This window comes from Fibrobacter sp. UWR3 (assembly GCF_900143055.1).
GTDB lineage: Bacteria > Fibrobacterota > Fibrobacteria > Fibrobacterales > Fibrobacteraceae > Fibrobacter.
In genome coordinates this window covers 134,108-147,786 of the sequence record NZ_FRCW01000003.1, presented here as the reverse complement: position 1 = coordinate 147,786, position 13,679 = coordinate 134,108, and the positions used below count along the sequence as shown (strand labels likewise).

General features: G+C 55.1%; 13 protein-coding genes. 9 read left to right on the top strand and 4 right to left on the bottom strand.

From position 1 onward, the window contains the following. Positions 1-5: 5 nt before the first annotated feature. A complete protein-coding gene (locus BUA44_RS04695; RefSeq protein ID WP_072809146.1) occupies positions 6-1,136 on the bottom strand; it encodes a divergent polysaccharide deacetylase family protein in 1,131 nt (376 codons plus the stop codon). 28 nt (positions 1,137-1,164) lie between these two features. On the opposite strand from BUA44_RS04695, the gene miaA reads away from it, so the two are divergent. From miaA to BUA44_RS04665, 6 genes are all read left to right on the top strand, one after another. After that, the gene (gene miaA / locus BUA44_RS04690) at positions 1,165-2,055 is read left to right on the top strand and encodes a tRNA (adenosine(37)-N6)-dimethylallyltransferase MiaA (protein WP_072809144.1); all 891 of its coding nucleotides are present in this window, start codon (positions 1,165-1,167) and stop codon (positions 2,053-2,055) included. 29 nt (positions 2,056-2,084) lie between these two features. Next, entirely contained in the window at positions 2,085-3,218 is a 1,134-nt protein-coding gene (locus BUA44_RS04685) for a dTDP-glucose 4,6-dehydratase (protein WP_072809142.1), read from the top strand. A 62-nt stretch (positions 3,219-3,280) separates the two neighbouring features. Then, positions 3,281-3,844: a dTDP-4-dehydrorhamnose 3,5-epimerase gene (gene rfbC, locus BUA44_RS04680; RefSeq protein WP_072809139.1), complete on the top strand. Its 564-nt coding sequence runs from the start codon at positions 3,281-3,283 to the stop codon at positions 3,842-3,844. A gap of 64 nt (positions 3,845-3,908) precedes the next feature. Further along, complete coding sequence (locus BUA44_RS04675) at positions 3,909-4,352, top strand: low molecular weight protein-tyrosine-phosphatase (RefSeq protein ID WP_072809138.1); 444 nt, start codon at positions 3,909-3,911, stop codon at positions 4,350-4,352. Next, positions 4,352-5,494 (top strand): polysaccharide biosynthesis/export family protein, encoded by a 1,143-nt coding sequence (locus BUA44_RS04670; RefSeq protein ID WP_072809136.1) that lies wholly within the window; start codon positions 4,352-4,354, stop codon positions 5,492-5,494. The genes BUA44_RS04675 and BUA44_RS04670 overlap by 1 nt, the downstream gene beginning before the upstream one ends. Positions 5,495-5,500: 6 nt before the next feature. After that, a complete protein-coding gene (locus BUA44_RS04665) occupies positions 5,501-6,880 on the top strand; it encodes a mannose-1-phosphate guanylyltransferase/mannose-6-phosphate isomerase (RefSeq protein WP_072809134.1) in 1,380 nt (459 codons plus the stop codon). 131 nt (positions 6,881-7,011) lie between these two features. Here BUA44_RS04665 and pheS read toward each other — a convergent pair whose 3' ends face one another. Both pheS and BUA44_RS04655 read right to left on the bottom strand, forming a co-directional pair. Beyond that, a complete protein-coding gene (pheS, locus tag BUA44_RS04660; RefSeq protein WP_072801315.1) occupies positions 7,012-8,034 on the bottom strand; it encodes a phenylalanine--tRNA ligase subunit alpha in 1,023 nt (340 codons plus the stop codon). Between the two features lie 220 nt (positions 8,035-8,254). Continuing rightward, entirely contained in the window at positions 8,255-8,722 is a 468-nt protein-coding gene (locus BUA44_RS04655) for a pyridoxamine 5'-phosphate oxidase family protein (protein WP_255370461.1), read from the bottom strand. A gap of 238 nt (positions 8,723-8,960) precedes the next feature. Here BUA44_RS04655 and BUA44_RS04650 point away from each other — a divergent pair, with 238 nt between their 5' ends. Then, positions 8,961-10,904: a carbohydrate-binding domain-containing protein gene (locus BUA44_RS04650; protein WP_072809131.1), complete on the top strand. Its 1,944-nt coding sequence runs from the start codon at positions 8,961-8,963 to the stop codon at positions 10,902-10,904. A 2-nt stretch (positions 10,905-10,906) separates the two neighbouring features. Here the strand turns inward: BUA44_RS04650 and BUA44_RS04645 are convergent, their stop codons facing one another. Further along, positions 10,907-12,295, bottom strand: coding sequence for a toxin-antitoxin system YwqK family antitoxin (locus BUA44_RS04645; protein WP_143151866.1), 1,389 nt, complete (start codon positions 12,293-12,295; stop codon positions 10,907-10,909). Positions 12,296-12,329: 34 nt separating this feature from the next. Here BUA44_RS04645 and BUA44_RS04640 point away from each other — a divergent pair, with 34 nt between their 5' ends. After that, the gene (locus BUA44_RS04640) at positions 12,330-13,118 is read left to right on the top strand and encodes a hypothetical protein (protein WP_255370460.1); all 789 of its coding nucleotides are present in this window, start codon (positions 12,330-12,332) and stop codon (positions 13,116-13,118) included. A 6-nt stretch (positions 13,119-13,124) separates the two neighbouring features. Further along, on the top strand, positions 13,125-13,679 hold the full coding sequence (locus BUA44_RS04635; RefSeq protein ID WP_072809128.1) for a hypothetical protein: 555 nt from the start codon (positions 13,125-13,127) through the stop codon (positions 13,677-13,679).

The following is a 13,679-nucleotide window of genomic DNA, read 5'->3' as shown; positions in this document are numbered from 1 at the left end:
GGAAACTACTCCTTGTTGGTGTTCATAAAGGTAGATAAATTTATGAGCGTGGTACCCTGCGCGGTCGTTTTTTCTTTCAATGTCTTGACTTTCTGGACGCTCTCGAGCGTGAGGGGGAGAATGATTGCCGCCATGCCGCTCCTTGCCGCCCCGCGGAGTTTCTTGTGGACGAAGTCGTCAATGCTGCTGTTCGAGGGGTTGTAGGGCGTGATAATCTTGCAGTTCATGCCCACTTCGGGGCAGACGTCCGAAACCTTGGACTTGCTGTTGCCCGAAAGGTCAGCAAACCACAGCTGGTGTGCCTTCGCTGCGTTGAGTACCGCCTGCAGCAGCGGCTTGTGTTCGACTGCCTTGTCGGCGAATCGCGTGGCTATCCCGTTTGCCGAGGGTACGAGCGTCTTGGCGTCCGCAATGATTTCTGAAATCTGGTCTTCCGTGAGGTAACTGCGGATGGCGCGCATGTTCTTGTGCCTGCTGTCAAGGCTGTTCGATTCCATGAGGAGCCACAGTACGAGTTCTTTGTTCTTTATCTTGTCCAGGTCGGGGTAGAAGCCCTTCGGCATGTCGAACGGGGTTATCAGCAGGTCGTAGGGGTAGTCGAGCGAATTGAGCGCCGCGATGATTTCGGGCATAATTCTTTTTTGCTGGAAAGCTTCTCCGGTTATCTGGAACGAGACTGAAAGGTACGATGCGTTGTCGCGGAATATGTTGCGTGATATTTGCAGGTTTATCCGGAGCGTATCGCCATCGGGGGAGAGCGCGTCCAGGTTTGCAGACTGGAACGCGTCGTTGTCGTTGAAAAGCTCCTCCATGTAGAGGACCTTCCCGTTGTTCTTGTCGATGAACCGCTTCGCCTGCAACAGGTAGCGGATAATCGTGGTTCCGTTCCCGAGAGTCCACACGTCGCGCTTTTTCCGGCGGGAGAACTGCGCCTGGATAACGCCTATGTCTGCCTTCATGCGGTCGATAAACGGCGTGGTGTCCTGTACGGAAACGGTCGTGTCTGCAATTTCTTCTGCCGGAGTATCGCTCTTCGCCCATAAACTTTCGATATCGCTCTTGGGGAGTAGGTAGGCTGCCGTAGCGAGTACCCCGAGAACAATAAATATGGCGATTATATGCTTTGCGTTTTTCATCCCCTCCAAATATAATTATATTGCGGGCATGCCAATCCTCTTTGCAATCGCCGGAGCCACGGGAATAGGGAAGTCGCGCCTTTCGCTCGACCTCGCGGAACGATTCGATGCCGAAATAATCGGGGTGGATTCGCGCCAGATATACACGGGCTTCGCGATAGGGACGGCACAGCCTTCACCTGCAGAAATGGAGCGGGTGAAACACCACATGGTAAACTTCCTTGACCCGCGGGAAACTTTTTCGGCGGGGGATTTTTGCAGGAACGTGCGCGAACTGCTGGAAGCAAATCCCGGCAGGAACTACATTGCGGTTGGCGGTACGGGACTTTACCTGCAGTCGCTGATGCTCGGGCTCCCGAAAATCCCGAAGATAGAGCCGGGTGTGCGTGCAGGCCTTGAAGAAAAAGCTGTCTGCGAAGGTCTTGATAGTTTGTTCAAAACTGCGCAGGAAGTAGACCCCGAGGCGATGGCCGGAGTCGAGAAGGAAAACGCCCAGCGCATCATCCGCATACTGGAAGTGTGGCAGGCGACGGGCCGCAAGCTTTCGGACTGGCAAAAGGAACGCGAGGGCGGTATCGGGCAGATTCCCGTCTTCTGGCTCCAGCGTTCGCGCGAAAACCTGTACGCCCGCATCAATGCCCGCGTGGACAAGATGATGGCGGATGGCTGGCTCGATGAGGTTCACCGCCTTGCAAAGAACGTGCCGCTCGATGCTCCCGCATGGCAGAGTCTCGGGTACCGTGAACTCCTGCAGGCGACATCACCTGCGGATGTGGCGCGGGTTGTCGATGAGGTCAAACGCAAGACCCGCAACTACGCGAAACGCCAGCTGACATGGTTCCGCTGGCAAATTCCCTCTGTTTCCGTGGATTTGGAAACTCTCGCGAACCCGTACGAGTATATCGTAGGCCAGATTTAATATATTTGCTCCATAAAATTGGAGTTTTTATGAAGAATATCGTCATTACCGGCGGTGCAGGCTTTATCGGGAGCCACGTGGTTCGCCTGTTCGTGAACAAGTACCCGGAATACAAGATTATCAACCTCGATAAGCTTACCTATGCGGGCAACCTCGCGAACCTCAAGGATATCGAGAACAAGCCGAATTACAAGTTCGTGAAGATGGACATCTGCGACTTTGACGCGTTCTACAAGCTCATGCAGGATGAGCATGTCGACGGTATCATCCACCTCGCGGCAGAAAGCCACGTGGACCGCTCCATCAAGGACCCGTTCACGTTTGCGAAGACGAACGTCATGGGAACTTTGAGCCTGCTTCAGGCTGCGAAGCTCTACTGGGAATCCTTGCCCGAAAAGTACGAGGGCAAGCGCTTCTACCACATCTCTACCGACGAAGTCTATGGCGCCCTCAAGATGAACCACCCGGAAGGCATTACGCCCCCGTTCACCACGACGGCTTCCAGCTCCGAGCATCACCTGGCCTACGGCGACGACTTCTTCTACGAGACCACAAAGTACACGCCGCATTCTCCGTATTCTGCATCCAAGGCGGGCTCCGACCACTTTGTGCGCGCGTTCCACGACACCTACGGCATGCCGACGATTGTCACGAACTGCAGCAACAACTACGGTCCGTACCAGTTCCCCGAAAAGTTGATTCCGCTGTTCATCAACAACATCCGCCACAAGAAGCCGCTCCCGGTTTACGGCAAGGGCGAGAACGTTCGCGACTGGCTCTTCGTAGAAGACCACGCTCGCGCCATCGACGTGATTTTCCACAACGGCAAAATTGCCGAAACCTACAACATCGGCGGTTTCAACGAATGGAAGAACATCGACATCATCAAGGTCGTCATCAAGACAGTCGATAAGCTGCTCGGCCGCGCGGAAGGCGAGGACATGAACCTCATCACCTACGTGACGGACCGCCTAGGCCACGACGCCCGCTACGCCATCGACTCCACCAAGCTCCAGAAGGAACTCGGCTGGGAACCGTCCCTGCAGTTCGAAGAAGGCATCGAGAAGACGGTGCGCTGGTACCTCGACAACCAGGAATGGCTCGACAACATCACCAGCGGCGACTACGAAAAGTATTACGAAAAAATGTACGGGAATAGATAGCCTACGTGTCATCCTGAGCGAAGCCTGTAAGGCGAAGTCGAAGGATCTATAGGAGATTCAAAATGGGAAAGTTTAACTTTATCAAAACCTCTATCGAGGGCGTAACAATCGTTGAACCGACGGTCTATGGCGACCATCGCGGCTATTTTATGGAAACCTACAACAAGGCGGAATTCGATGCAGCCGGCCTGGATATGGTTTTCGTACAAGATAACGAATCCCGCAGCAAGAAGGGAGTTCTCCGCGGACTGCATTTCCAAAAGAAGAATCCGCAGGGCAAGCTCGTCCGCGTGATCGAAGGCGAAGTCTTTGACGTGGCCGTAGACCTCCGCAAGGGCAGCCCCACATTCGGCAAGTGGGAAGGCGTTACGCTTTCCGCCGAAAACAAGAAGCAGTTCTACATTCCCGAAGGCTTTGCCCACGGTTTTGTAGTTCTCAGCGAAACGGCTACCTTCGTGTACAAGTGCACCCGCCTCTACGATCCCAAGGACGAAGGCGGTCTTATGTGGAACGATCCTGAAATCGGCATCAAGTGGCCGGTCGGCAACGGATTCGAGCCCCTCCTCTCCGAAAAGGACACGAAGAATCCGGCGCTTAAGGACCTGGGCTTCGCCTTTGAACTGTAATTCTAATTGTCATGCCCGCGCAGGCGGGCATCTCTTATGATATAATTTTCTAATTTAAGAGCCAATGAAAAACATTCTAGTCGTTTGTACAGGCAACATCTGCCGCAGTCCTACGGGGGAATACCTCCTGAAAAAGGAACTGGGCGAGGGCTTTAACGTGATGAGTGCCGGGCTTGGTGCCCTGGTGGACCATCCTGCCCATGAAATCAGCCAGAAAATTGCCATGCAGCACGGAATCGACATGAGTGCACACCGTGCACGCCAGATAAACTTGGATATCCTCAAGTGGGCGGATCTGGTTCTCGTGATGGAAAACGGTCACAAGACCGAACTCCAGCGCCGTTACCCGGAATTCGGGGACAAGGTTCACCGTTATGGCGAAGCCCAGCAGGTCGATATTCCCGACCCGTACCGCCGCCCGGAAAATGCGTTCGTGCTGGCCTGGAATTTTATTTCGAAACTTACGCCCTATTGGGTTGAAAAAATCAAACAGAGCGAGGCTCAATAATGAAAAAGTTGAATCTTTTGCTTGCCGGTGTGGCTCTTGTCCTGGGCGGCTGTTCGCTTGGCCCCCACATGCGGATGACTGTCCCGGAAGGTGATGCGGAAGGCTCCGCAGAATATAACGGAATCAAGGTGGTTGTTCACTCTATCGAAAAGGGCGATTTTGGCACGGGCACGACTGCTACCGGTGATTCTTCGAAGTCGGATTTCGGTGACCTCGCCGAACTGATTGTGGATTCCCTGCCGAGTCTTGAATACCGTATCGGTCCTCTGGACATGGTTCAGGTGGTTGTCTGGGAACACCCGGAACTTACCTCCCCGATGGGCCAGTACCAGCCTGCCGGCCAGCGCGTGACGACTGATGGCACGCTATTCTACCCCTATGCTGGCGAGATTAAGGCCGCGGGTCTTACGGCGCAGGAACTCCGTACCGAAATCACGAAGCGTCTTTCTGACAAGATCTTGAACGACCCGCAGGTCGACGTGCGCGTGACGGGCTACAACAGCCTCAAGGCGTTTGTCTCCGGTGCGGTGAACAAACCGGGCTACATCGCATTCAATGAACTGCCGATGACTATCCCCGCAGCGATTGCCGGTGTAGGTGGCTTTGCCGAAGAGGCCGACCCTGCCGGAATGCAGCTTCGCCGTGGTGACAAGGTGTACAACATCAACTACCTCGATGCGTTCAAGGCGAACCTTCCGCTCGACAAGATTCTGCTCAAGCCCGACGACCAGATTTTCATTCCGGCGCTCAGCGAGACCCAGAAGGAAAATCGCGTGTTCGTGATGGGCGAAGTCGCAAGGACTGGCGCCGTGAACGTGAACCAGGGTAAGCTCTCGCTCGTCGAGGCATTGGCTGCGGCTGGTGGCCTGCAGACGACATATGCGTCTTCTAAGTCTATTTATGTTATCCGTAACACTTCGGAAAAGCAGATTGACGTGTACCACCTGAATGCGAAGAACGCGATGGCGCTCGCGATGGCCGAACGCTTCAACCTGAATTCGCGCGATGTTGTCTATGTCGATGCTTCCGATCTTGGTACGTGGAACCGTCTCGTGAATTTGATCTTGCCTACGGCATCGATCATAAACTACGGGGCTAGCACGACTCGTAACATTGAGCTGATTTCTAGAGATGGGTGGTAATAGATTATGATTAACCTTATCCTTTGTGGCGGTTCGGGCACGCGCCTCTGGCCCGTGAGCCGTTCCCTGATGCCCAAGCAGTTTGCCCCGCTCTTTGACGGGCAGTCCCTGTTCCGCAAGACGGTCGTCACGAACGCTGCCGTCTGCGAGTCGCAGTTTATCGTTTCGAATGCAGACCAGTTCTTCCTCGCGAAGGACCAGCTCGAGGCCGAAGGACAGACCGGCAGCAAGTTCCTGCTGGAACCCGTGGGCCGCAACACCGCACCCGCGATTGCGCTTGCCTGCCTTACCATGAACCCGGAAACCATCGTGCTCGTTTCTCCGTCGGATCACGTGATCCGCAAGAAGGAAGAGTACAAGAAGGTGCTTCTCCGTGCGCAGGAACTCGCCGAGGCGGGTAACCTCGTGACGTTCGGCATCACGCCCACGAGCCCCGAGACGGGTTACGGCTACATCGAGGCCGACGGCGAGAACGTGAAGCGCTTTGTGGAAAAGCCCGACTTGGCGACCGCCGAGAAGTACCTGCTCGCAGGCAACTTCTACTGGAACAGCGGCATCTTCTGCTTCAAGGCGAAGACCTTCCTCGCGGAACTTGGCAAGTATTCCCCGGAGATGCTCGCCACCGCACAGAAGGCGCTCGCCAACGCGACCATCGAGGATGGCGAACCCATCCGCATCAACCGCGACGACATGCTTGCCATTCCGAGCAACTCCATCGACTACGCCGTGATGGAGAAGTCCAAGAAGGTGAAGGTCGTGCCGAGCGACATCGGCTGGAGCGACCTCGGAAGCTTTGATAGTTTGTATGGGGAATACCCGCACGACGATAACGGCAACAACGTGAACCCGCGCCACATCGCGGTGGGCTCGAAGAATTCTCTCGTGATGGGCACTCAGCGCGCTATCGCCACGATCGACCTCGACAAGATGCTCATCGTCGACACTCCGGATGCATTGCTGGTCGCCCCGCTTAGCAGCAGCCAGAAGGTGAAGAAGGTGGTGGAAGAGCTCAAACAGCGCGGCTCCGACCTCATCAACGTGCCGCAGACGGTGATCCGTCCGTGGGGTACTTACTCCGTGCTCGAATCCACCGAACGCTACAAGATGAAGCGCATCGTGGTGAAGCCGGGCAAGCGCCTTAGCCTGCAGAAGCACCTGCACCGTTCCGAACACTGGGTCGTGGTGAGCGGTACTGCTACCGTGACTGTCGGCGACAAGGTGTTCTACGTGCGTCCGAACGAGTCGACCTACATCCCGATGGGCGAGGTGCACCGCCTCCAGAACGAAGGCCGCCTCCCGCTCGTGATCGTGGAAGTCCAGGTGGGCGAGTACACCGGCGAAGACGACATCATCCGCGTGGAAGACGACTTCCACCGCTGCAAATAACAAGCGTCATCCCCGCACAACAATTGTCATCCCCGCGAAGGCGGGGATCTCTTTTTTATACAAGAAAAGCGGGCCTTGCGGTCCGCTTTTTCGTTTCCTTCGTCTACCAGCGCAGCGGTCTTTCGTCTAACCTAAAACTGGCTCAGGAATCTCTGGTCGTTGCTCGTCAGGAGGCCAATTTCCGGAATCGCGTGGCGGAGCATGGCGATACGGTCGAGACCGAAGCCGAATGCAAAGCCCGTGTACTTCTCGGAATCGATGCCGCAGTTCTTGAACACGTTCGGGTCCACGGAACCGCAACCGCCGATTTCCATCCAGCCGGTTCCCTTGCAGCGACGGCAACCCTTGCCACCGCAGAACACGCAGCTCACGTCCATTTCGGCGCTGGGCTCCGTGAAGGGGAAGAAACTCGGGCGGAAACGCGTCTTGACGCCTTCGCCGAACAGCTTGTTCATGAACACCTGCAGCACACCCTTGAGGTCTGCAAAACTGATGTTCTCGTCGACCACGAGGCCTTCGCACTGCTGGAACATCGGGGCGTGGGTCGCATCGTTATCGACGCGGAACACGTGGCCCGGAGCAATCATGCGGAACGGCGGCTTGTGCGTTTCCATGTAGTGAATCTGCGTGCCGGAGGTATGCGTACGCAACATCACCTTGTCGTCCACGTAGAACGTGTCCTGCATGTCGCGGCTCGGGTGGTCAGGAGGCGTATTGAGCGCCTCGAAGTTGTACCAGTCCGTCTCGATGTCGCGACCGAAGTCCACTTCGAAACCCATCTGGCTGAAGAAGTCGATAATCTCTTCGCGCACGTCGTAAAGCGGATGCGTGCTGCCCGCCGGAATGCCTGCGCCCGGGAGCGTGGTATCTACAAAGCCACTTTCCAGCTTCTTCTGGAGGGCGGCCTGGTTCGCAGTCTCGATAGCCTTGTCGATTGCCTCGGAGACGGCGACCTTAAGTTCGTTCACGAGCTTGCCGTAAGCCGGACGTTCCTCGGCGCTCAAGCTCCCCATCTGCTTCATGAGGTCGGTGACGGCACCCTTCTTGCCCAGGTACTTCACGCGGAGGTTGTTGACGGCTTCTTGGTTCGTAAGGTCGGTTTGCGCAAGTTCTGCGTCAAACGCCTGCTTCACATTGTTAATAGCTTCACTCATAGTGGCTACAAATGTAGAAATTTTTAGTCAAAGGGGGAGGTCTCCCCCTCGCTTCTGCCCCATGTCATCCCCGCGAAGGCGGGGATCTCCTTGTGGCATCCGCTACCCCCTCTACGGGCGCTCAGGCGCCGTGCCCGTAACGCCTGGCTTTGACTTCCCGGTAAAGTTCGTGCTCGTTATCTTGAGGACGGTCACGGCGGCGGCCTGCGCGGGTGTGAATTCAAACTTGTGCGGGGCCGCGTGCGTAGACTGCGCCGGTTTTTGCGGACTGCGCGGAACTTGAACCGTGCGCGGTGCCTGCAGCTTGCCGTTCCATCAGGAGCGAGAGCCCGTGGCATTTCTCGGCGCTATCCTCGACGATTTCAGCCTTGCCCTGCCCGACAACGCTCGCGTAAAAGCGCCCGCTCTTGCAATAAACGTCCTCGTGAATCTCGATGCGGTTCTCGACGCACATGCTGAATGCGACATTCGGATTCTTGCGGATGCAGCCGAGTTTCTTGCCGACATGCGCGCAGTGGAAGTACAGTTCCAGAACGTCATCCTTCAGGCTATACCCGAACGACATCGGAATCACGTAGGGCACGCCCGCATTCGCATCGTCCTCCATCGCAATGTGGCATGTCGTACACTGCTCGATAATCTTTGCGATATTCTCGTCGCCTAAAACTTCTCTATCCTTGCGCCGCATATTTAATTTGTCCTTTCCTTTTTTTCAAATCTAATTTTTTTCTCGGATTCTTCTTTCGCTTGCAAAATGTTTTTTACGTAAACGGGCGCTTGAAAATTTTTTCGGGATAATGCGTAACGCGCGGAACTTAAACTCCCGATTTTTCGGGTTTTGTTGTTCTCGACTTCAACAAAATGTTATAGGCCGCAGTGGCGTGTTTGGAGGGGTCAATCTATATTAAGTAAAAAAGGAGTCAGATATGAAATTAGGGCTTTTGGCGTTTCCCGCCATTGGAGTCTCGTTGGGTCTTGTAGCCTGTTCCGAAGATGCGGGCACGAATCCGAATGTCGATAGTGGGGCCTTGAACCCTGTGGAAATTTCTTCTAGCAGCGATTTCCTGGGGGCAGGTTTCCCCGGCGTAGAACTTTCCAGTTCCAGTTTCTTCATGCCCGGCGTTGAACTTTCCAGTTCGAGTATTGCTGGCCCCGGCTTTGGCATCTCCAGTTCAAGCTTCGTATGGCCCGGCCCGGTTGTCTCTAGCTCGAGCGTCGTGATTCCCGGTGGCAACAATCCCGGCAACGAGAGCGGCGACGACGAGAACGACAACGAGGATTCAAGGACGTTGGATGGCTCGCAGATTCTCCTGAAGCTTGCGGGCACATCGGCCACGGTTGAAAACAACAACGGCTGTGTCGAAGTTGCAGACAAAGTTGCAACCATTACTTGCCCGGGCGCCTACTATGTAACAGGAGAATCTTCCGATTTTCAGGTGGTCGTAAACACTCCGGGCGCCGAGAACGAGGGCAATACCGGCATCTATCTCCATAACGCGACCACCAAGAGTTCCAATTCCCCCATCCTCGTGAAGAATGCCGACAAGACGGTGATTCACCTGGTGAAGGGGACCACCAACGTGGTCGAAGACGGCAACGGGAATCACTTGTTCACGAAGGTCAACGGCGCGCAGGATACTTCGAAGGCTGCAATCTATTCCCGCGACGACTTGAACATCAAGGGCGCAGGCACCCTGACCGTCAAGGGCAAGTTCAAGAACGGCATCCAGTGCAGCAATGACCTCAAAATCAAGAACGGCAACATCACTGTCGAGGCTGAAGAAAACGCCATCAAGGGCAAGGGAAGTCTCCAGATTTCGGGCGGTGTCTTGAACGTGACCGCCAAGAAGGGCGACGGACTCGAAAGCGACGAATGCGAAGAGGCGGGTGGCGCCTGCAAGGATACGGTTGCCGGCAAGGGCATCGTGGAAATCTCCGGCGGAAACATCACCATCAAGGCGGGTGACGACGGCATCCAGGCGGCAAACTACATTCTTGTGAACGATTCTGCCGAAGCCTCCACCATCAAGGTGACTTCTACCGGCAAGGGAATGGTCGCCACGAAGTTCATCTATGTGAACGGGGGCGATATCAATGTGACCGCCGATGACGATGCAATGCATACAAAATGGCGTGTCTACATGAATGCGGGCAACGTGACGGTCAGTTCGAAGGATGACGGCATTCACGCCGATTCTGCCCTGTACCTGAAGGGCTCTACAATCAACGTGGTTACCGCTAGCGAAGGCCTGGAAGCCTACAGGATTTTTGCGGAAGGCGGAATCACTTCGACATTTGCTACAAACGACGGCTGGAACGGCGCCGGTGGCCCGAAGGAAAACGTGGGCCAGTACGCTGCGTTCAGCGAGAGCGGTGGCCATATTGTCGTTAGCGGCGGCTACCACTACATCAGCGCGAAGGGCGACATGATCGACGTGTTCGACGCGAACGGTTCCGGAAAGATGACCGGCGGCGTGCTGATTCTCGAAATCACTGGCCAGAGCTACGAGAACCAGGGCGGCTTCAACTTTGGAGGTTGGGGCGGCGGAGGCATGGGTGGCGGCATGGGCGGTGGTAGCGGTGGATGCTCTTCCAACATGGCGGGCGGCCTTATCGATACGGATGCCGGCTTCGAGATTACCGGCGGCGTTCTCCTCGCGTTCGGCAACTACTCGACCGACCTTCCCAAGTGCGCGACCGTCACCTACAACAACAGCAGTTACTACGGCTCAAACAACGCTGCATTCAAGCCGACCTACCAGGGCAACGCGATTATCTACGGTGGTTCCGTGCAGTCGGTTACACAGGTAAATACTGCCGGCATGCAGGAACTCAAGTTCCCCAATGGCGTGAGCTACATGTACAAGTAAGTTTATTGCTTAACAGGTAAATGCATAATTACGGGCCGGTTCTTGCCGGCCTCTGTTTTATGTATCGTGAGCTTGCCGGTGCTGTCGTAACCGAACTGCTCGCCGACGCGTTCCCCGTTTACGTAGTTGAGGCTGTCTTTCAAGATTCCGTTCGGGTACCAGTTGCGCCAGATGCCGTGGCGTTTGGAGCCGTCTAGGTTTCTCTGCCAAAAGCCCTCGCTCGCCATTCTGCCGCCCATGCTGTCCGGGTAGAAACTGCGGCTTACAAGGAGAGCCGGGTCTCCGTAACTTGTCGGAGGATCGTCGTACGCCCAGAATTCTTCGTACAAAAGAACGTGCCCGACCTTGATGTAGCGTAGCGAAGCTGGGTACTTACCGATGCTTAGCTGGTATGCGTCCTTAAAACTTAATGTACTGCTGTCTAGTGTCCCGCTCGGGTTTGCCGAACGGACAAACGAAGTTTCTGCACAGAAAAGTGTAGATGAGGTGTCACATGTTCCGTAGGCGATGCCTGAGCTTTCTACAGGCCCATCTGTTTCTTCGGTAATGAAGATGCTTTCGCGCACAACATTGTTTTGCTCGTCGAACCATTGTATCTTTTCGCGCCCCTTGAACGGGTCGGACGTAATTTTCTTAAGAAGTGAACCATCTGCCCTGTATGTGGTATGTGGGGCAAAGAGGATGTCGTTGTCCGCAAGCCCTTCTTCCTTGATTTGTGCCTGCTCGCAGTTCCCTGCTGCGGAATCGGCGGGTCCGTACGATTCGTAGTATTTCTTCCATTCGCCGACCAGTAGGCCATTTTCGCAACTGAAGTATTCTAGAATCTTGCAATTCCTTCCGTAGCGCTTAATGTATCCATGCTCTTCGTGACAGTTGTTTTCTTCCGCAAGGACTCCGTTATCGTGCCATTTTTTCAATACACCGACGGTGTCCCCGTTCTCGTCGTAGTGTTCCTCGAAGGCCTTATTGCCGTTGAAGTGCCAGCCTTCCCAGTCGCCTACGGGGTGGTCGTCCTTGTAGTGTCGCACGGCTTCCTTGCGGCGTGAGTTCAGCCGTTCTACGAAGTAGCTTGTCCACGTCCCTTCGCGCTTGCCGTTCTTGTATTCGCCGTCGAGCGCCACGTCGCCGAGTACGGTCCAGCGCTTGATTTTCCCGTGCGGTACGCTGTCCTTGTACTGGATTTCGAATTCCTTGATGCCGTTGTCGTACCACTCGTTGCGCTTGAGGATTTCGCCGTCGGGGTATACCCACACGGAGGTTTTCTTCGTGCCGTTCACGTGCTTTTCGAGGACTTGCTCTTCGGCATGCTCAATGGTGCAACCATAAAGCACGCCACATACGCCCAAAAGCGGCAAAAAGGCCAAAAATGTCGAAAAAATCTTCCCGCGCATGTCCACCAAAGTAGAAAAAAGGTAATTTCTAGTTGTGGAAGATACAAAAAACAGGACGATTGCCGATACCTTCAACGCGAAGCTCAAGACTCCGTGGGTTTGGCTGATTATCCTCATAACGCTCGGGCTTACCGCGCTGTTCTACTTTTCGCAGAAACCGGGCGTCATCGTCTACTCGCGCTATATCAAGTCGCTTTCCGATTACCAGCTGATGGACATGGAACTCATGCGGTCCATGAGTGCAGTCCGTTGCGGGTACGCGGGCGATTCCATGAAGGTGCTTTCGCAGTCCATGTCGCTGCGTGAACTGGCAGTCTCGTTTGCCCGCGAGATGGACGAATTCTCGTCGCGGGGAGTCGTTGCCCCTCCGCCTTATTCCGTTCACGAGTTTGAACGCCGCGTGCTTTCGAAGGTGGCCGGCGTCCGCCGTTATCTGTCTGTCCGTCAAGCGTGGTTCGGAACATACGACAAGGTGTATGCCGACGTGGCTTTCTTGCCGGATAACGTTTCGTACCCGCTGCTCGTTACGCTTGACTCTGCGCGTTTCGGGTTCCCGGTCACGCTCCCGCAGGGGCTCGACGTTCCCGATTCGCTCGCGCTGCGCGTGAAGGCCCTCCTGGACGAGAACGTGGAACATGCGCTTGCGTGGAACCGCCTTGACAATCACGAGACCGTCCTCGCGGGTGAAGACCTCATACAGTACTTCCAGCAAGAAAGCATGAACGAGATAACCCTGAAGGCGAAGATCCCGCTGGTGTTCTATTTCCTCACGCTCATCCTGTTGCTCTCGACTTTCTTTTTTATATTCAGGTCAAAAAACTAGTTTGTTATGGCATTTTTCCACACGCGCAAATACGTCTACTTTAATGCGGCACTGCTGTTTCTGCTGGTGATAGTGTGGTGCGTGTCGAGTACGCATCTTGTGGTGCGCAGTTTCCGGGAAGAGCCTCACCTCTTTTACGGCACGTTGAGCCACGCCTCTATCCCGAGCCTCTTTGGCGGTACGGATATCCCGTTCCTGGACAAGACGTATTTCCAGATAAACGGCGACAAGGATGTCACGTTCGTGCTTTACGCTACGGGCGAAATGAACGAGATCTTGTCGGAATGGTATGACTTTGCCGATGTTGATGCGGCGAGCATTCCGCTCGAAATATGGGCTTCGCGTGTCAAGGACAACCTTTTCGTGGTGCAGTCCATCTCGACATCGGAAGGCGGACTGGAATGGGAGGAACTCGCCGACTACATGGTGGGGAACCTGCTTGTCGTTGCTGGCATTGTCCTGTTCAGCTTTATCGGGATGGTCGTGTTCGTAATCCTGGGTATCAAGACGAAGGTGCCGCGCCGCCGCCTGGTCCGCCACATGGGTGGTAATCCCGCATAA